The 16,530-nt window shown below is 52.6% G+C and carries 20 protein-coding genes; 14 read left to right on the top strand and 6 right to left on the bottom strand.

From position 1 onward, the window contains the following. Positions 1–4 precede the first annotated feature (4 nt). The 5 genes from endA (at position 5) to ruvX (ending at position 3,640) form a co-directional block, all read left to right on the top strand. Positions 5–712, top strand: coding sequence for a deoxyribonuclease I (gene endA / locus HV213_RS04775; protein ID WP_181484890.1), 708 nt, complete (start codon positions 5–7; stop codon positions 710–712). Between the two features lie 91 nt (positions 713–803). Beyond that, complete coding sequence (gene rsmE, locus HV213_RS04770) at positions 804–1,535, top strand: 16S rRNA (uracil(1498)-N(3))-methyltransferase (protein WP_181484889.1); 732 nt, start codon at positions 804–806, stop codon at positions 1,533–1,535. A gap of 20 nt (positions 1,536–1,555) precedes the next feature. Continuing rightward, entirely contained in the window at positions 1,556–2,503 is a 948-nt protein-coding gene (gene gshB, locus HV213_RS04765) for a glutathione synthase (protein WP_181484888.1), read from the top strand. A 157-nt stretch (positions 2,504–2,660) separates the two neighbouring features. Then, entirely contained in the window at positions 2,661–3,224 is a 564-nt protein-coding gene (locus HV213_RS04760; RefSeq protein WP_112217183.1) for a YqgE/AlgH family protein, read from the top strand. Further along, positions 3,224–3,640, top strand: a complete 417-nt coding sequence (gene ruvX, locus HV213_RS04755; RefSeq protein WP_112217182.1) for a Holliday junction resolvase RuvX — start codon at positions 3,224–3,226, stop codon at positions 3,638–3,640. The genes HV213_RS04760 and ruvX overlap by 1 nt, the downstream gene beginning before the upstream one ends. 55 nt (positions 3,641–3,695) lie before the next feature. Here ruvX and HV213_RS04750 read toward each other — a convergent pair whose 3' ends face one another. Next, positions 3,696–4,349, bottom strand: coding sequence for a LuxR C-terminal-related transcriptional regulator (locus tag HV213_RS04750; RefSeq protein ID WP_181484887.1), 654 nt, complete (start codon positions 4,347–4,349; stop codon positions 3,696–3,698). A 348-nt stretch (positions 4,350–4,697) separates the two neighbouring features. Continuing rightward, the gene (locus HV213_RS04745) at positions 4,698–5,678 is read right to left on the bottom strand and encodes a type IV pilus twitching motility protein PilT (RefSeq protein ID WP_181484886.1); all 981 of its coding nucleotides are present in this window, start codon (positions 5,676–5,678) and stop codon (positions 4,698–4,700) included. 16 nt (positions 5,679–5,694) lie between these two features. Here HV213_RS04745 and HV213_RS04740 point away from each other — a divergent pair, with 16 nt between their 5' ends. The 8 genes from HV213_RS04740 (at position 5,695) to HV213_RS04705 (ending at position 12,150) form a co-directional block, all read left to right on the top strand. After that, positions 5,695–6,399 carry a YggS family pyridoxal phosphate-dependent enzyme gene (locus tag HV213_RS04740; RefSeq protein WP_181484885.1) on the top strand — a complete coding sequence of 235 codons (705 nt, stop codon included), beginning with the start codon at positions 5,695–5,697 and terminating at the stop codon, positions 6,397–6,399. Between the two features lie 17 nt (positions 6,400–6,416). Continuing rightward, positions 6,417–6,983 carry a YggT family protein gene (locus HV213_RS04735; protein ID WP_181484884.1) on the top strand — a complete coding sequence of 189 codons (567 nt, stop codon included), beginning with the start codon at positions 6,417–6,419 and terminating at the stop codon, positions 6,981–6,983. Continuing rightward, a complete protein-coding gene (yggU, locus tag HV213_RS04730; RefSeq protein ID WP_110273080.1) occupies positions 6,980–7,270 on the top strand; it encodes a DUF167 family protein YggU in 291 nt (96 codons plus the stop codon). The genes HV213_RS04735 and yggU overlap by 4 nt, the downstream gene beginning before the upstream one ends. A 12-nt stretch (positions 7,271–7,282) precedes the next feature. Next, positions 7,283–7,876: an XTP/dITP diphosphatase gene (locus HV213_RS04725; protein WP_181484883.1), complete on the top strand. Its 594-nt coding sequence runs from the start codon at positions 7,283–7,285 to the stop codon at positions 7,874–7,876. Next, complete coding sequence (gene hemW, locus HV213_RS04720) at positions 7,869–9,005, top strand: radical SAM family heme chaperone HemW (protein ID WP_181484882.1); 1,137 nt, start codon at positions 7,869–7,871, stop codon at positions 9,003–9,005. The genes HV213_RS04725 and hemW overlap by 8 nt, the downstream gene beginning before the upstream one ends. Positions 9,006–9,311: 306 nt before the next feature. Then, positions 9,312–10,298 (top strand): TRAP transporter substrate-binding protein, encoded by a 987-nt coding sequence (locus tag HV213_RS04715; RefSeq protein ID WP_181484881.1) that lies wholly within the window; start codon positions 9,312–9,314, stop codon positions 10,296–10,298. 47 nt (positions 10,299–10,345) lie between these two features. Further along, positions 10,346–10,849: a TRAP transporter small permease gene (locus HV213_RS04710; RefSeq protein ID WP_181486334.1), complete on the top strand. Its 504-nt coding sequence runs from the start codon at positions 10,346–10,348 to the stop codon at positions 10,847–10,849. Beyond that, on the top strand, positions 10,849–12,150 hold the full coding sequence (locus tag HV213_RS04705; protein WP_181484880.1) for a TRAP transporter large permease: 1,302 nt from the start codon (positions 10,849–10,851) through the stop codon (positions 12,148–12,150). Before HV213_RS04710 ends, HV213_RS04705 begins: the two co-directional genes overlap by 1 nt. 52 nt (positions 12,151–12,202) lie before the next feature. On the opposite strand, the gene HV213_RS04700 is transcribed toward HV213_RS04705, so the two are convergent. The 4 genes from HV213_RS04700 to trmB all read right to left on the bottom strand — a co-directional run bounded on the left by HV213_RS04700 (position 12,203) and on the right by trmB (position 15,332). Next, positions 12,203–13,210: a DUF1202 family protein gene (locus HV213_RS04700; protein WP_181484879.1), complete on the bottom strand. Its 1,008-nt coding sequence runs from the start codon at positions 13,208–13,210 to the stop codon at positions 12,203–12,205. A 306-nt stretch (positions 13,211–13,516) separates the two neighbouring features. After that, entirely contained in the window at positions 13,517–14,236 is a 720-nt protein-coding gene (locus HV213_RS04695) for a YggN family protein (protein WP_181484878.1), read from the bottom strand. A gap of 50 nt (positions 14,237–14,286) precedes the next feature. Then, the gene (locus tag HV213_RS04690) at positions 14,287–14,613 is read right to left on the bottom strand and encodes a YggL family protein (RefSeq protein ID WP_110273073.1); all 327 of its coding nucleotides are present in this window, start codon (positions 14,611–14,613) and stop codon (positions 14,287–14,289) included. Continuing rightward, the gene (trmB, locus tag HV213_RS04685; protein ID WP_110273072.1) at positions 14,613–15,332 is read right to left on the bottom strand and encodes a tRNA (guanosine(46)-N7)-methyltransferase TrmB; all 720 of its coding nucleotides are present in this window, start codon (positions 15,330–15,332) and stop codon (positions 14,613–14,615) included. Before trmB ends, HV213_RS04690 begins: the two co-directional genes overlap by 1 nt. Before the next feature lie 136 nt (positions 15,333–15,468). Between trmB and mutY the strand changes: the two genes are divergently transcribed. Beyond that, positions 15,469–16,527, top strand: a complete 1,059-nt coding sequence (gene mutY / locus HV213_RS04680) for an A/G-specific adenine glycosylase (protein ID WP_181484877.1) — start codon at positions 15,469–15,471, stop codon at positions 16,525–16,527. Positions 16,528–16,530 lie beyond the last annotated feature (3 nt).

Genomic DNA, 16,530 nt, shown 5'->3' with positions numbered 1-16,530 from the left:
CACGATGTCCCGCATTCATATTTTTACTGTCGCGTTTCTCAGCGTGACGGCGTGTGGCCCGCTTGCGGCCGAAGGAATCAACAGTTTTTCTCAAGCCAAGGCTGCAGGCGTGAAAGTTAACGCCGATGTCCCAGGCGATTTTTACTGCGGCTGTAAAATCAACTGGCAGGGGAAAAAAGGTGTTATCGACCTGGAATCTTGTGGCTATAAAGTGCGTAAAAATGAAAACCGCGCCAGCCGGGTTGAGTGGGAGCATGTGGTTCCGGCCTGGCAGTTCGGCCACCAGCGTCAATGCTGGCAGGATGGCGGACGGAAAAACTGTGCCAAAGACCCGGAATATCGCAAGATGGAAAGCGACATGCATAACCTGCAGCCAGCGGTCGGCGAAGTCAATGGCGATCGCGCCAACTTTATGTACAGCCAGTGGAACGGCGGCGAAGGCCAATATGGTCAGTGCGACATGAAGGTCGATTTCAAAGACAAAGTCGCCGAGCCACCGGTTCGTGCCCGCGGTTCTATCGCCCGCACCTACTTCTATATGCGCGACCGCTATCAACTAAACCTTTCCCGCCAGCAAACTCAGCTATTTACCGCCTGGGACAAGCAGTATCCGGTGACGACCTGGGAGTGTCAGCGCGACGAGCGCATTGCGAAAGTCCAGGGTAACCATAATCCTTACGTCCTGCAGGCTTGCCAGGCGCAAAAGAGCTAACCTACACTAGCGGCAATTGTTAATTTGCAGCGTCACTCTTCCCTTCTTTACGAGGGAAGAGGATATCTGCGCACAGAACGGAATATCAAGCATGCGCACTCCTCGCATCCATCACCCGGAACCCATCACCACGGGCAGCCAGATTGCCCTCTCCGACGACGCGGCCAATCATGTCGGCCGCGTTTTACGCATGGGTAAAGGTCAGGCAATCGAGCTTTTTGACGGTAGCAATCAGGTCTTCGAAGCGGTAATTGTCGAAGCCGGTAAGAAAAATGTTCTGGTTGAAGTGCAGAGCAGCAAAATAGATGACCGCGAATCGCCGCTGCATATCCATTTGGGTCAGGTAATGTCCCGTGGCGAAAAAATGGAATTCACCATCCAGAAATCGATCGAACTTGGTGTAAGCCTCATAACGCCACTGTTTTCCGAGCGCTGTGGCGTTAAACTGGATGCCGAACGTTTGCAGAAGAAGATCCAGCAGTGGCAAAAAATCGCCATTGCCGCCTGCGAGCAGAGCGGTCGCAACGTAGTGCCGGAGATCCGCCCGGCAATGCAGCTTGAAGCCTGGTGTGCGGAACAGGACGAGGGCCTGAAGCTCAATCTGCATCCCCGGGCCAGCGCCAGCATTAACACGCTGCCGTTGCCGGTCGAGCGTATTCGCCTGCTGATTGGCCCGGAAGGCGGCCTGTCGGCGGAAGAAATAGCGATGACCGCTCGCTACCAGTTTACTGATATCCTGTTGGGACCGCGCGTTCTGCGTACAGAGACAACTGCGCTCACTGCCATCACCGCCCTGCAGGTGCGTTTTGGCGACTTAGGTTGAGGCGTTAACGGAGAAGAATAATGATTAAGCTCGGCATCGTGATGGACCCCATCGCAACCATCAACATCAAGAAAGACACCAGCTTCGCCATGTTGCTGGAAGCGCAGCGTCGCGGCTATGAACTCCATTATATGGAGATGAACGATCTGTACTTAATCAACGGTGAAGCCCGCGCCCGTACGCGCACGCTGAGCGTCGAGCAAAACTACGATAAATGGTATGAATTCAACAGCGAGCAGGATCTGCCGCTCGCGGATCTCGACGTGATTCTGATGCGTAAGGATCCGCCGTTCGATACTGAGTTTATCTACGCGACCTATATTCTTGAGCGTGCTGAAGAAAAAGGAACGCTTATCGTCAACAAGCCGCAAAGCCTGCGCGACTGTAACGAAAAGCTATTTACCGCCTGGTTTTCCGAATTAACCCCGGAAACGCTGGTCACCCGTAATAAAGCTCAGTTAAAAGCCTTCTGGGAAAAACATGGCGATATCATCCTCAAGCCGCTGGACGGCATGGGTGGCGCATCGATTTTCCGCGTTAAGGAAGGCGACCCTAACCTTGGCGTGATCACCGAGACATTAACCGAACTCGGCAGCCGTTACTGCATGGCGCAGAACTATCTGCCAGCCATTAAAGATGGCGATAAGCGCGTGCTGGTGGTTGATGGCGAACCTGTTCCTTACTGCCTGGCCCGTATACCGCAGGGTGGCGAAACTCGTGGTAACCTTGCAGCAGGTGGTCGCGGTGAAGCGCGTCCGCTGACTGAAAGCGACTGGGCTATCGCCCGCCGCGTCGGCCCAACGCTAAAAGATAAAGGGTTAATTTTTGTGGGTCTGGATATCATTGGCGATCGCCTGACGGAAATTAACGTCACCAGCCCGACCTGCGTACGTGAAATCGAAGCCGCATTCCCGATTTCCATTACCGGCATGCTGATGGACGCCATCGAGAAGCGCATCAATAAATAAGCGCAACTTCAGGCTACGGGCCCGCACCTGTAGCCTGAAAGACCACTCAAGTTGATTCAACGCCCCTGTAACCTGAAAGATAAAGTTGAATCGACAGCCTTGCACGTTACCCGCATACTGGGTGCTGCTTTTTGAACCAGGAACAGAACCTCTGACAATGAATTTACAGCATCACTTTCTAATTGCCATGCCTGCTCTCCAGGACCCGATTTTCCGTCGCTCCGTAGTCTATATCTGCGAGTATAACGATGACGGTGCCATGGGCATTATTATCAATAAACCGATGGAAAATCTGCTGGTTGAAGGGATCCTGGAGAAGTTAAAAATCGCGCCCGATCCGCGTAACCCTGATATCCGCCTGGATAAACCAGTTATGCTCGGTGGGCCTCTGGCTGAAGACCGGGGCTTTATCCTGCATTCACCACCGTCCGATTTCTCATCCAGCATCCGTATCTCTGATAATACGGTGATAACCACCTCCCGCGACGTGCTGGAAACACTGGGTACGGACAAGCAACCAGGTAACGTGCTGGTCGCGCTGGGATATGCTTCCTGGGAGAAAGGCCAACTGGAACAAGAGATACTGGATAACGCCTGGTTAACCGCTCCGGCCGATCAGAATATTTTGTTTAAAACACCGATAGCTGACCGCTGGCGCGATGCAGCGAAGCTGATTGGTATCGATATCGTGACAATGCCAGCCGAAGCGGGACATGCATAATGAGCGGAACCTTACTGGGTTTTGATTTTGGCACCAAAAGTATTGGCGTCGCAGTCGGGCAGCGCATCACCGGGACTGCTCGCCCTCTTCCCGCACTTAAAGCACAGGACGGCAAGCCGGACTGGAACATTATCGAAAAATTACTGAAAGAGTGGCAACCTGAGGCCGTTATTGTCGGTCTGCCGCTTAATATGGACGGTACTGAACAGCCTCTTACCGCACGTGCACGCAACTTCGCCAATAAAATACATGGCCGCTTTGGGGTGCAAATAACGTTGCATGACGAACGTCTGAGCACCGTTGAAGCCCGAGCCGGATTATTTGAACACGGCGGATTTCGCGCACTAAATAAAGGCAGCATCGATTCCGCTTCAGCGGTCATTATTCTGGAAAGCTATTTCGAACAAGGCTTCTAAGCCTGACAAATGGCGCCATAGCCTGTAGCTGGCGCCACTTCCCTGACTCAACCCGTTAGTGACGCAGATGTTCGTTCGCCCAGCTTACAGCCTGGGTACGATTCTTCACGCTCAGCTTACGAAACACGTTATACAGGTGAGTGCGGACCGTATTTTCGCTGATAAAAAGCGCGCGAGCTATATCCATATTGGTCGCACCACAGCGCAGTTCATTAAGAATTTCACATTCGCGTTCAGTCAACGGAGAACTTTCCGCAGGTGCCGATGCATGATCCGCAGCATACATCGCCGGGTGCATCACGCTCAATTCAGCCGTCTGTTCACCGTTCAATACGGCTTTAACGCCCTCAATTAAGCGCGATTCATCATCGTCATGGCGAAAGACACCATAAAGCGCAGGCCACTGTGCCATTTCGTAGAGTTCATACTTTTGTGCGCTATTGATAATCAGCAGACGAGGATTGTCTGCCTGTAAGCGAATAATGTCACGCCATACGCTGTTCAACTTTTTATTTGAAACAGCAATATCAAATAATATTACAGAATCTTTCAAAAGACGTTGTACAAGGGGCTTATTAATATTTTGCAAAATGACAGAAACAGATAACGTATCAGCCAGATACGTTGCAAATGCTTTGCTTTGAATCGATGGGTGAGTAATAAAAGTAACCTGGCGAGAACGAATGAAATCCTCAGAAAAATTAATCACTTAAAACTCTCCTTAGTTGATACCCGCCTTCATAGCGGTTAAATGAATAAAAAAGAATACGATCGCGAGTGTATTTATAAGTCCAAACCATATTTACACATTGAAACAATATTCCATGGGAATTTTCCTATCCCTGCAAACAGCATAAATCGAATGCCTTAAGAGAGTCAAAAGATTATCAAACTTTTTTCCTGGTTATGGGAAGTTTATGTCAATTTGTTTTTCATAGCGTACATTATTCGGCTTAATTTCACGTACTTATCTGTAATATAAAATTATGATACCGAACATTAATAAAACATTGTCATAACAAGCTATTGGTAAGATGTCTGAATATAAAAAATACAGTTATAAACGACCCGCCGCCGTACGTTGCTGAAAGCTTTGCGTAAATGTTTGCATGCCCGATTGCTGCCCGGTTTGCATCACGCCGGGCAGCTGATGCGTTTTTCCCTCTCGGATCAAATTCGCCACCGCCGGGGTATTAACCAAAAGCTCGTATAGCGCAACTCTTCCACCAGCAGTATCCGGAAACAATTTTTGTGCCAGCACAGCGCACAAACTCCCTGCCAGCTGACTGCGGACCTGCTCTTTCTCCTGCGCCGGAAAAACATCCACTAGCCTCTCGACCGCCTGCGCCGCGCCACGCGTATGCAACGTCGCCATCACCAGATGTCCGGTCTCCGCCGCGGTTAATGCAAGGCGGATCGTTTCACTATCACGCAGTTCCCCTAACAAAATGACGTCAGGGTCCTGACGCAGCGCGACGCGCAATGCCGATGCAAAGGAGGGACAGTGGCGGCCAACTTCCCGCTGTTGAATCAGGCAACGCTCGCTGTGATGGATAAACTCAACCGGGTCTTCCAGCGTCAGAATATGACCATCGAGACGCTGGTTAAGATAACCAACCATCGCCGCCAGGGTGGTTGATTTACCGCTCCCGGTTGCCCCCGTGACCAGAATAAGCCCACTCTCTTCATTGAGCAGTTCCGGTAAGGCGGCAGGAGCACCGAGTTCTTCCAGTAAAGGACAAGTTTCTGCCAGCAGGCGTAATGCCAGCGACAGGCCACGAGTATGGGCAAACGCGCTGGCACGAAGGCGCGGCCCGCCTGCCGGCGCAAGGGCAAAATCCACCTGCCCACAGGACTGCCACTGCGCTAACTGCTCTTCGTTGAGCCAGTCATTGAGAATTTTACCGATATCCGGCGAGGTAAAAGGCGCAGGTTCCAGCTTTCCCTGGCGACGCCAGCGCGGCGCTGACGCATTGCACAGGTGTAGATCGGAGACATTATGCTTTACACTAAGGGCCACTATTTCTTCCAGCTCCATAACTCATCCTCGGAATATGAACGATATTGCGCATAACCTGGCACAGGTCCGGGACAAAATCTCAGCCGCTGCCGCACGCTGCGGCCGTGCTCCAGAAGAAGTTACGTTGCTTGCAGTGAGTAAAACGAAACCTGCGAGCGCTATCGAAGAAGCGGTAGCTGCAGGCCAGGTGGCTTTTGGCGAAAACTACGTTCAGGAAGGGGTGGAAAAAATACGCCACTTTCAGGAAGTTGGCGCAACTGGTCTACAGTGGCACTTTATTGGTCCGCTGCAGTCCAACAAAAGCCGCCTGGTGGCCGAGCATTTTGACTGGTGCCATACCGTCGATCGGCTCAAAATCGCCGCCCGCCTTAGCGAGCAACGACCAGCCCATTTGCCACCGCTCAACGTACTGATTCAAATCAATATCAGCGATGAGCACAGCAAATCAGGTATTCCGGTTGAAGCCCTGGACGCGCTGGCGGCAGACATCGCCGAACTGCCTAACCTACAGCTACGCGGCTTAATGGCGATTCCCGCGCCAGAGTCAGAATATGTAAGGCAGTTTGCCGTCGCCCAACAAATGGCGGTAGCATTTGCGCGATTAAAAACACGCTATCCTACGGTCGATACGTTGTCGCTGGGAATGTCGGATGATATGGAAGCCGCCATCGCGGCGGGAAGCACTATGGTGCGCATCGGAACCGCAATTTTCGGCGCGCGCGACTACAGCAAAAAATAAGGAATCTGAGGAACGCCATGAAGACGTTGACTTTCCTGCTCTCAACGGTCATTGAGCTCTACACAATGGTCGTGTTATTACGCGTCTGGATGCAGTGCGCGCGCTGCGACTTTTATAACCCGTTTTCGCAGTTCGTGGTGAAAGCGACGCAGCCTGTCGTTGGGCCGCTACGCCGCATTATCCCGGCAATGGGGCCGCTCGATAGCGCCTCTCTACTGGTCGCCTTTATTCTTTGCGTTGTGAAAGCCATCGTCCTGTTTATGGTCGTCACTTTCCAGCCAATTATCTGGATCTCCGCGCTCCTGATCCTCATCAAAACCATGGGCTCATTGATTTTCTGGGTTCTGCTATTGATGGCGATTATGAGTTGGGTTAGCCAGGGCCGTAGTCCGGTGGAATACGTCCTGATGCAGCTGGCTGACCCGCTACTGCGTCCGATTCGCAAAATGCTGCCATCAATGGGCGGGATTGATTTCTCGCCGATGGTGCTGGTGCTGCTGTTGTACGTTATCAATATGGGCATTGCCGAGCTCTTACAGGCAACAGGCAACGTTCTGCTTCCGGGGCTGTGGATGGCGCTATGAGTGCCGTCGAAGCCTGCGCTGACGGGTTAGTCTTGCGGCTGTATATTCAGCCCAAGGCCAGCCGCGACAGCATCGTTGGTTTACATGGCGACGAACTTAAAGTCGCCATTACCGCCCCACCCGTTGATGGTCAGGCCAACGCCCATCTGGTTAAGTTCCTCGCCAAACAGTTCCGCGTAGCGAAAAGCCAGGTCCTTATTGAGAAAGGTGAACTGGGCCGCCACAAGCAGGTAAAAATCATTCATCCGCAGCAGATCCCGACCGGGGTCGCTGCGCTGACAGAATAAACAGGACTCATAATGCAAAAAGTTGTTCTCGCCACCGGCAACCCAGGTAAAGTGCGCGAGCTGGCCTCGCTGCTGGCTGATTTCGGCCTCGATATCGTCGCTCAAACCGAACTGGGTGTGGATTCCGCCGAGGAAACCGGCCTGACGTTTATTGAAAACGCCATTCTAAAAGCGCGTCATGCCGCGCAGGTCACTGGGTTACCGGCCATTGCCGATGACTCCGGACTGGCAGTCGATGCGTTAGGCGGCGCACCGGGTATCTATTCCGCCCGCTATTCCGGCGAAGGCGCTACCGACCAGCGCAATCTGGAAAAGCTGCTCGAAACCCTGAAGGACGTTCCAGACGATAAACGTCAGGCGCAATTCCACTGCGTACTGGTTTATCTGCGCCATGCAGAAGATCCGACACCGCTGGTCTGCCACGGCAGCTGGCCAGGCCTGATCGCCCGCGAAGCCGCAGGTAATGGCGGTTTTGGCTACGACCCAATTTTCTTTGTTCCGACAGAGGGAAAAACAGCAGCAGAGCTGACTCGCGAAGAAAAGAGCGCAATTTCCCATCGCGGACGCGCGCTGAAACTGTTACTGGAAGCCTTACGTAATGGCTAATTTGCCACCCCTGAGCCTCTATATTCACATTCCATGGTGCGTGCAAAAATGCCCGTACTGCGATTTTAACTCGCATGCGCTGAAGGGGGAGGTACCGCACGACGACTACGTTCAACATCTACTGAACGATTTGCGGGCCGACGCCCCCTATGCACAGGGACGTGAGATTGGGACTATTTTCATCGGTGGCGGTACGCCGAGTCTGCTTTCAGGCCCGGCGATGCAAACTCTGCTCGATGGCGTGCGTGAGTGTCTGCCGCTGGCGGCAGATGCAGAGATTACCATGGAAGCCAACCCTGGCACCGTGGAAGCGGATCGTTTCGTCGAGTATCAGCGTGCGGGTATCAACCGCATCTCCATCGGCGTGCAGAGCTTTAGCGAACAGAAACTCCAGCGCCTTGGACGCATTCATGGCCCACAAGAGGCGAAGCGCGCGGCGAACCTGGCAAGCGGACTGGGGCTGCGCAGTTTTAATCTCGATTTAATGCACGGCCTGCCGGATCAATCTCTGGAAGAGGCGCTGGACGACCTGCGTCAGGCGATTGCGCTCAATCCGCCGCATCTCTCGTGGTATCAGTTGACCATCGAACCTAACACCCTGTTCGGTTCACGTCCTCCTGTACTGCCGGATGATGACGCACTGTGGGATATTTACGAGCAGGGACACCGTTTGCTCAGCGCTGCGGGCTATCAGCAATATGAAACCTCCGCCTACGCTAAACCTGGCTATCAGTGTCAGCACAACCTGAACTACTGGCGCTTTGGCGACTACCTTGGCGTTGGCTGCGGTGCGCACGGCAAAGTGACGTTCCCGGATGGGCGCATTCTGCGAACGGCGAAAACCCGCCATCCGCGCGGCTATATGGAAGGCCGCTACCTCGAACGTCAGCATGATGTGGAAACCGCCGATAAACCGTTCGAGTTCTTTATGAACCGTTTCCGCCTGCTGGAAGCGGCGCCGCGTGATGAATTCAGCCGCTACACAGGTCTTGAGGAACGCTCGATCCGCCCGCAAATCGAGGCGGCGATTGCCCAGGGCTACCTGATGGAAGATGAGCGTGACTGGCAGATTACCGAACACGGTAAGCTGTTTCTAAATTCCCTTCTCGAGTTATTCCTTAGCGAATAAATATCTCAATTCACATCCCGTTATTAAAAAATAACGGGATTGATTATTGATCGATTTTTCCGAAGTATTTATAGATCTATTTCCGAAACATCTCACAATCACATTCCAAATAAAAATAAGTTCACAAAGATCCATTACAAAAAAATATAATCTAGTGCACAAAATTCCTCATTTCATTATGCCATTGAGAAAAAATGTGAGTCAGACGGCTTAAAGATGTCGGACAACCAGGATAATATGTCATACAGAAACACGGAATCACTCTCTAGATATTGACCAATTAACCCAAGTGCATGGAGCCGACTCATGAAAAAATTCTCTTTTTCTCGTTCTCTGGTGTGTGTATCACTGCTTGCCCTGCTCTCTTCAGGCGCTAGCGCAGCTGAAAAAGTTACGTTAAAACTGGCACATAACCTCGAACGCAGCCACGTTGTTCACCAGGCATTTGAGGAGATGTCGAAAGAGGTTAACCAACTTTCCGGCGGTAATATGAAGATTCGTATTTACCCCAGCAGCCAGATGGGCAGCGCGCGTGAAACCATGGAGTTATTGCAAAACGGCGCTCTCGATATGACTAAAGGTTCCGCCAGCGATTTGGAGTCATTCGATAACGTCTACGCGATATATAATTTGCCGTTCTTATTTAACGATCAGAATCATTTCAATAAAGTCGTCTTTGGTGAAGTGGGCAAAGAAATAATGGAATCCACTAAAGATAAAGGATTCTTTGCGCTTTCTGCTTATGTTGCTGGTACCCGCAGCTTTTATGCCAAGAAACCCATCACTAAGCCGGAAGATTTAAAAGGGCTGAAGATCCGCGTCCAGGCCAGCCCGACCACGCTTAAAATGATTGAATTAATGGGTGGTTCGCCAACGCCGATTTCCTTTGGCGAAGTTTATACCGCCATGCAGCAGGGCGTCGTGGACGGCGCGGAGAATAACGTTCCTTCCTGGGTACAGACCCGTCATATCGAAATCGCTAAGGTTTTCTCTGAAGATGAACATGCTTCAATCCCGGACTTCCTCGTTATCTCCAGCAAAACCTGGGACAAGCTCACGCCGGAACAGCAGCAAATCCTGATCAAGGCCGCTAAAGCGTCCGAAGTTTATCAGCAGAAGCTGTGGGAGAAGATCGACGCCGACACCCGCGCCCAGGCCAAAGCCATGGGTGGCGAGATCGTTAAAGTCGATAAAGCACCGTTCCGCGCGGCCGTACAGCCGCTGTTTGATGACTTCAAAAAAGATCCTAAACAGGCCGCTCTGCTGGCCAAATTCGAAGCCGCTGCTGAATAAACCTTTAGCGGGCCAGCTTCTGGCCCGTTTTTACCAGGAAATTAATGATGATACTTAACCGCATAAAGCTGGCGGTGGACCGCGTAATTGCCGCATTCTCCGTCGCCGTGATGGTGGCGCTGGTTGCCTGCGTCGTCTGGCAGGTGTTCAGCCGCTACGTGTTAAACCAGCCAAGTACCCTGACCGACGAGCTGGCGCGCTTTTTGATGATTTGGGTTGGCCTGCTGGGTGCAGCTTACACGGTCGGCGCTCAACGTCATCTGGCAATCGATTTACTCGCGATGACCCTAAAGCCCAACAAACAGGCGCTTCTCAGCGTCATCATTAACCTGCTGATCTTTATTTTTGCCGGTTCGGTGATCGTGACCGGCGGTGTGAAACTGATTGAAAAAACGCTGTCAACGGCTCAGGTCTCAGCAGCAATGCAGATCCCGATGGGCTACGTGTATCTCATCCTGCCGCTTACCGGCGTCATTATGATGTTTTACGCGCTGTGCTTTATCAGCAACGGTTTGAAAAACATGAAGCACTCTGAAGCGGGAGCAAACTAATGGAAAGCTACATTGCACTGACGCTGTTTGGCTCTTTCTTTATTCTGGTTTTTATCGGCGTACCAATCTCTTTTTCCATTGGTATCGCCACCGTGGGTTCGATGCTGCTGATGTTCCCCTGGGATATCGCGGTAATTACCGTTTCTCAGCGCCTGGCGAACGGCCTGGATAACTTCGCCCTGCTGGCTATTCCGTTCTTTATCTTTGCCGGTACGCTGATGAACAGCGGCGGGATTGCCATACGCTTAATAAACCTGGCGCAGGTCATGGTCGGCCGGGTTCCGGGATCGATGGGCCACGTTAACGTGCTGGCGAACATGATGTTCGGCTCCATTTCCGGCTCAGCAGTAGCTGCTGCCGCAGCGGTAGGCGGAACCTTACACCCAATTCAGACGCAAAAAGGCTACGATCCGGCGTTCTCCACGGCGGTTAACGTCTCATCCTGCATCACGGGTCTGCTGATTCCGCCATCAAACGTGCTGATTGTCTTTTCTTTAACCGCAGGCGGCGTCTCGGTAGCATCACTGTTTATGGCCGGCTACCTGCCGGGTATCCTGATGGGCCTGTCCATCATGATAGTCTGCGCCATCATCGCTAAACGACGCGGCTACCCGGTTTCTGAACGTCCGACCTGCGCTCAGGCGGCAAAAGCCTTTTTCGACGCGCTGCCCAGCCTGCTGCTGGTCATCATCGTCATGGGCGGGATCCTCGGCGGCATCTTCACCGCCACCGAAGCCTCTGCTATTGCCGTGGTCTACACCTTTATTCTCTCAGTGCTGATTTATCGCGAAGTGAAATGGCGGGAGCTGCCGAAGCTAATTCTTGAATCGGTGGTGATGACCTCTATCGTGCTGTTGTTGATTGGCTTCTCTGTTGGCATGTCGTGGGCGATGACCAACGCCGATATTCCTTACATGATTAGCGATACGCTGATGGGGATTTCCGAGAACCCGGTAGTGATTCTGCTGCTGATTAATATCGTGCTGCTGATCGTGGGGATCTTTATGGATATGACCCCTGCGGTGCTGATCTTCACCCCTATCTTCCTGCCTATCGCTGAGGATTTAGGGATGGATCCGGTGCACTTCGGCATCATGATGGTCGCCAACCTGTGTATCGGGCTGTTAACACCGCCTGTAGGTAGCGCGCTGTTCGTCGGCTGCTCCATCTCCGGCGTGAAGATTCAGCAGTTGATCAAACCGTTGCTGCCGTTCTATGCCGCGCTGCTGATCGCGCTGATGATGATTGTCTATATCCCGCAGATCTCGCTGTTTATTCCGCAGATGCTGGGGCTGATGTAACGTACTTTTAAAGGGAGGTTCGCCTCCCTTTGGCCTATGTGTCCCAACGGTTCTAATTAATAATCCCTTCACGACGCATTCTCTCCAGCCCCTCCTGCCAGAATTTATAGTCGCGCTCCAGTTCCCGGTAGCGAGTCCTCAGCTCCATTGACTGAACGTTGAGTTCTCCTTTTTTCTTCTGCAAAGGCTCAACCTTTTTATCTCGCGCGGCCATCTCTGTTTTAATCTTTTCGCTCATCTCGTTGTGCTGGAGATAATAACTGCGTTTCTGCTCATTGATAGCAACATCACGCTCGGCGCGCAGCGGTGCAGCGTCGCAAACCGCTTTTTTCTGACAGGCTTCAAGCGCGGGCTCATAGACGGTTTTGTAGTAGTTATTCTCGAACTTAAGCGGATCGTTCTGCCGGTCGACCACGTACATTTTTTCCAGCATCGCCTGCTGGACGGCGCTGCGGTCAAGCGGCTTGCCATTGGCATCCGTTCCCCAGGAATGGTTAATTCGCTCATCTAACGCCGTCATCTCGGTTTTCAGCGCGTCTTGTTGCTTTTGCAATTTGTGCATCGTGACTTTACTTGCGGCGAAGCTGGCGTCAATTTTTGCAAATTGCGCCATAAAGCTGCTGTCATTGACGATCAACGCCTTACTTTCATCTCCGACGATTTCGTTAAACGGCCTTCCGCCATTTTTCGCCGCCATCTGCATCGAGAAGAATTCGGTTTTCCAACCGGAATCTTTCGTTCCTACGGCGGTCATCATGGCGGAAAACTTTACCGGACGCCCTTTGGCCCAGGCTCTTTCATAAAAAAAGTAATCCCCGGCAATGCCAACCCGAATATAGAGATCGTCCGTGGCGGCCATATCCCCTTCCAGCATATACGTCGCCTGATTGCCCACAGCGTCAAGCTGCTTCAGAGTCACGCTTGCCAGGCGCATGATTCCACCTGATTGTTTGGCAAACTGTTGTTTAACCACCTCATCCGTTGGCGTATTAGCATCGGCCAGCACATGAAAAGGGGAAGCAATAAGCAAGAGGGCGATCGTTTTCCAGGCATGTTTCATCAGCAAATTCCTTTTTTATGGGCACAGGATGCATCATAAGGAGTTGCCGACAGCAGGAAGGATAAACAGAATCTGATTTTGCTACCTGCGGGCGCAGGTAGCGGAATATACCCTAAATAATTCGAGTTGCAGGAAGGCGGCAAGCGAGCGACAAATTCGTCGGGAACGAATTTGACCAGCCGAAGGCTGGCCTCCGGTGAGAGGCAGGAGCCTCTCATTAATCCCCAGGAGCTTACAGGAGTAAGTGACTGGGGTGAACGAGCGTGGCCAACGCACAAGCAACTTGAAGTATGACGGGTATAAAACTTATTTTAACGAACCCACCAACGCTTTGCGGCTATCCTCAAGGGAAACCACGCGGCTACAGACATCTTTACCAAACTTCTGGAAGTCTGCTTCCTGATTTTTCCATTCATTCTGAATGGCCGTTTGCAGACCACCGAGGCTACCGAGGATCCCTTCCAGCGGGTTACCGCCGCCTTTGAGGACCGCTTTCGCCCCCATCTCATTGATGCTGTCCTGTAGAATACCGCCCATCGCCTGATTCACCAGTTGCTGACCGTCGGCCCGCACCTGATCGATGGCTTTATAGTGGAAAGTCAGCCCATCGTTGCGATGCTCGATAATGCGGGCCATCTGCGTTTTCAGTTGTGCATCAAGCTTAGTCAGGCGGCTATGCATGCTGCTGCTGGCACCCACCTGTTCGGTAATAATTTTATCCAGCGCGGCGCGGCCTTTTTCTACCCGCGTACGTGCGCCTTCATCAATCCACGGCAGGCTACTGCGCAGACCGGCCTGGTAATCCTGGGCCTGCTCGCGCTGTGCGGCGCTCAGGGAATACGCTTTTCCGTTGTAAGTCAGGCTGCCATCCGGCTGAATCACCAGATCGCCGTTTTCGCCCTTCACCTGCACCTGCTGCGGGCTGAGGATGACATCGTCACGCGGCGTGACGCTACACTGGTAATCTGCATGTGCAGACAAAGCGGTGACGGAAAGCGCCACTGCTAACAGCGTTTTGCGCATCATTTAACTCCCTTAAGACAAAACGGGCCGGCAATTGCCGACCCTTGTCAAACTTAGTCCCACCAGATATCAAAAAGTTCGCTGGTGCGCACATCGGTAAGCCCACGCTCTTCCAGCCATTTACGCACGATGGCTTGGTGCTCCTCGGTGCATTTGCCGATTTCCTGCAAGCAGATCAGGCCTTCCCAGGAGAGATAGCCGCTGCCGTCAAACGCCAGCTTATTCGGCTCAATGACTTCATTAATCAGATCGTTAACGGTCTGGTCGATCTGCTCTTCGCTGGTTCCTTCCGCAAAACGCCACGCGACGGAAAAACCGACTTCCTGAAATTCGTCGATATGCATTTTTTTACGCAGACGACGGCTACGGTTCGTTGCCATTATTTCACCCTCTCGAACATTAAGTCCCATACGCCGTGGCCAAGACGATGACCACGCTGTTCAAATTTGGTTACCGGGCGCGATTCCGGGCGCGGTACATAGTCGTTGCTCTCAGAGCGGTTGCGATACCCTTCAAGGGAAGACATCACTTCCAGCATATGCTCCGCATATTGCTCCCAGTCGGTCGCCATATGGAAGACGCCGCCCAGCTTCAGCTTGCTTTTCACCAGCTCGGCAAAAGGCGCCTGAACGATACGGCGTTTATTATGCCGTGCTTTATGCCATGGGTCAGGGAAAAATAGCTGCACCATATTAAGGGAGTTATCCGGGATCATGGTGTGCAGCACTTCGACCGCATCGTGACACATCACGCGCAGATTTTGCACACCCTCTTCTTCAGCAGAAGCCAGGCAAGCGCCGACGCCGGGAGAGTGCACTTCAATGCCGAGGAAATTCTGCTCCGGTTTCTCTTTCGCCATCGCCACCAGCGAAGCGCCCATACCAAAACCTATCTCCAGCGTGACCGGAGCTTCACGGCCAAACAGCGCGGCGAAATCAAGCGGCGCATCGTTGAACTCAACGCCCATCACCGGCCAAATATTATCCAGCGCGTGCTGCTGCCCTTTAGTCAGGCGGCCCTGACGACGGACGAAGCTACGAATACGGCGCAGCGGGCGACCGTTTTCATCGAATTCCGGAGATATGACGTCGTTTTTCATAAAAGTTAAGTCTGCTTGTGAGAGTGTTCGGAAAACGGGCATTATCCAAAGTTACCCGGCGGATGCAAGGGTTTACAGCCTCTCGCCCTTGTGCTGCAATCTGCCACCTTATAATAACTATCCCGGAGCCGTCGCTTTGACTTTTCTCGCCGCGCAATTTTCAGCCCAGGTACTGGACTGGTACGACAAATACGGACGTAAAACCCTGCCCTGGCAAATCGCTAAGACGCCTTACAAAGTATGGCTCTCCGAGGTGATGTTGCAACAAACGCAAGTGGCGACGGTCATCCCCTATTTTGAACGTTTTATGGCGCGCTTCCCAACGGTTACCGACCTGGCGAACGCCCCCCTTGATGAAGTTCTGCATCTGTGGACCGGACTGGGTTATTACGCCCGCGCGCGCAATTTACATAAAGCAGCGCAGCAGGTCGCTACCCTGCATGGCGGCAAATTCCCGCAAACGTTCGATGAAGTCGCCGCGCTGCCGGGCGTGGGTCGCTCCACCGCGGGCGCGATTTTGTCCCTTTCTCTCGGTCAGCATTATCCGATTCTCGACGGCAACGTAAAACGCGTACTCGCACGCTGCTATGCTGTCAGCGGTTGGCCGGGGAAAAAAGAGGTTGAGAAACGCCTGTGGGATATCAGCGAGGACATCACGCCAGCAAAAGGTGTGGAGCGTTTCAACCAGGCGATGATGGACCTCGGGGCGATAGTGTGTACGCGCTCAAAGCCAAAATGCGAGCTTTGTCCGTTGAATAACGGCTGCGTGGCTTACGCAAATCATTCATGGTCTCAATATCCGGGCAAAAAACCGAAGCAGACGATCCCCGAGCGAACCGGCTACTTCCTGCTGATGCAGCATGGCGACGAGGTGTTTCTTTCCCAGCGTCCGCCGGTGGGTCTGTGGGGAGGATTATTCTGCTTCCCGCAGTTTGAGGATGAAACTGCGCTACGTGAGTGGCTGGCGCAGCGCCAGATTAAGGCAGATAATCTGACGCAATTAACCGCGTTCCGCCACACTTTCAGCCATTTCCATCTGGATATTGTGCCGATGTGGCTTACAGTGCACTCATCTGGCTCATGCATGGATGAAGGCGGCGCACTCTGGTATAACTTAGCGCAGCCGCCGTCCGTTGGCCTGGCGGCCCCCGTGGAGCGCTTGTTGCAACAGCTGAAGGCCGGAGCACCGGTTTAACTT

The sequence above is a fragment of the Klebsiella sp. RHBSTW-00484 genome, from assembly GCF_013705725.1.
Taxonomy (GTDB): Bacteria; Pseudomonadota; Gammaproteobacteria; order Enterobacterales; family Enterobacteriaceae; genus Klebsiella.
This window is presented reverse-complemented; position numbering and strand designations above follow the sequence as displayed.

Excerpts from the sequence above, each read along its gene's own strand:
- yggU (WP_110273080.1), top strand. The coding sequence starts at position 6,980 with ATGAGTGCCGTCGAAGCCTGCGCTGACGGGTTAGTCTTGCGGCTGTAT.
- HV213_RS04705 (WP_181484880.1), top strand. The coding sequence starts at position 10,849 with ATGGAAAGCTACATTGCACTGACGCTGTTTGGCTCTTTCTTTATTCTG.
- HV213_RS04700 (WP_181484879.1), bottom strand. The coding sequence starts at position 13,210 with ATGAAACATGCCTGGAAAACGATCGCCCTCTTGCTTATTGCTTCCCCT.
- HV213_RS04740 (WP_181484885.1), top strand. The coding sequence starts at position 5,695 with ATGAACGATATTGCGCATAACCTGGCACAGGTCCGGGACAAAATCTCA.
- ruvX (WP_112217182.1), top strand. The coding sequence starts at position 3,224 with ATGAGCGGAACCTTACTGGGTTTTGATTTTGGCACCAAAAGTATTGGC.
- endA (WP_181484890.1), top strand. The coding sequence starts at position 5 with ATGTCCCGCATTCATATTTTTACTGTCGCGTTTCTCAGCGTGACGGCG.
- rsmE (WP_181484889.1), top strand. The coding sequence starts at position 804 with ATGCGCACTCCTCGCATCCATCACCCGGAACCCATCACCACGGGCAGC.
- HV213_RS04695 (WP_181484878.1), bottom strand. The coding sequence starts at position 14,236 with ATGATGCGCAAAACGCTGTTAGCAGTGGCGCTTTCCGTCACCGCTTTG.
- trmB (WP_110273072.1), bottom strand. The coding sequence starts at position 15,332 with ATGAAAAACGACGTCATATCTCCGGAATTCGATGAAAACGGTCGCCCG.
- hemW (WP_181484882.1), top strand. The coding sequence starts at position 7,869 with ATGGCTAATTTGCCACCCCTGAGCCTCTATATTCACATTCCATGGTGC.
- gshB (WP_181484888.1), top strand. The coding sequence starts at position 1,556 with ATGATTAAGCTCGGCATCGTGATGGACCCCATCGCAACCATCAACATC.
- HV213_RS04690 (WP_110273073.1), bottom strand. The coding sequence starts at position 14,613 with ATGGCAACGAACCGTAGCCGTCGTCTGCGTAAAAAAATGCATATCGAC.
- HV213_RS04710 (WP_181486334.1), top strand. The coding sequence starts at position 10,346 with ATGATACTTAACCGCATAAAGCTGGCGGTGGACCGCGTAATTGCCGCA.
- HV213_RS04735 (WP_181484884.1), top strand. The coding sequence starts at position 6,417 with ATGAAGACGTTGACTTTCCTGCTCTCAACGGTCATTGAGCTCTACACA.
- HV213_RS04760 (WP_112217183.1), top strand. The coding sequence starts at position 2,661 with ATGAATTTACAGCATCACTTTCTAATTGCCATGCCTGCTCTCCAGGAC.
- HV213_RS04725 (WP_181484883.1), top strand. The coding sequence starts at position 7,283 with ATGCAAAAAGTTGTTCTCGCCACCGGCAACCCAGGTAAAGTGCGCGAG.
- HV213_RS04745 (WP_181484886.1), bottom strand. The coding sequence starts at position 5,678 with ATGGAGCTGGAAGAAATAGTGGCCCTTAGTGTAAAGCATAATGTCTCC.
- HV213_RS04715 (WP_181484881.1), top strand. The coding sequence starts at position 9,312 with ATGAAAAAATTCTCTTTTTCTCGTTCTCTGGTGTGTGTATCACTGCTT.